Origin of the sequence: Paraburkholderia dipogonis, assembly GCF_046027395.1 — a bacterium.
Classification (GTDB): domain Bacteria; phylum Pseudomonadota; class Gammaproteobacteria; order Burkholderiales; family Burkholderiaceae; genus Paraburkholderia; species Paraburkholderia dipogonis_A.
Genome location: NZ_JAQQEG010000130.1, coordinates 1 through 488, shown reverse-complemented (window position 1 = coordinate 488; position 488 = coordinate 1). Strand labels below are relative to the sequence as shown.

1 protein-coding gene is annotated in these 488 nt (G+C 61.3%); it reads right to left on the bottom strand.

What is annotated here, in order from left to right; genetic code table 11:
- Window positions 1-488, bottom strand: a 488-nt coding sequence (locus tag PQR32_RS42165; RefSeq protein WP_408241818.1) for a citrate/2-methylcitrate synthase, incomplete at both ends; no start/stop codon positions are given.

The window sequence follows — 488 nt, the reverse complement described above, 5'->3', positions numbered from 1 at the left end:
GATTCGGGAACATCTTCTTCGCGTCCCACATCACCGACTCCAGCCGTTCGGCGATATTGAACAACTTGCTGTTGCCCGCTTCCTTCGAGAGCTTCTTCGCGATTTCCTTGATGACCTTGTTGCGCGGGTCCGAAATCGTGTACACCGGGTGGCCGAAACCGATCACCACTTCCTTGTTCTCGACGCGCTTTCTGATGTCCGCTTCCGCTTCGTCCGGCGTCTGGTAGCGCGACTGGATCTCGAATGCGACTTCGTTGGCGCCGCCGTGCTTCGGCCCGCGCAGCGCGCCGATCGCGCCAGTAATCGCCGAATAGATGTCCGATCCCGTGCCCGCGATCACGCGGCCGGTAAAGGTCGACGCGTTGAATTCGTGCTCGGCGTACAGGTTCAGCGACACGTGCATCGCGTCGACCCACGCCTTCGACGGCTCCACGCCGTGCAGCAGATGCAGGAAATGGCCGCCGATCGAGTCGTCGTCGGTTTCCACC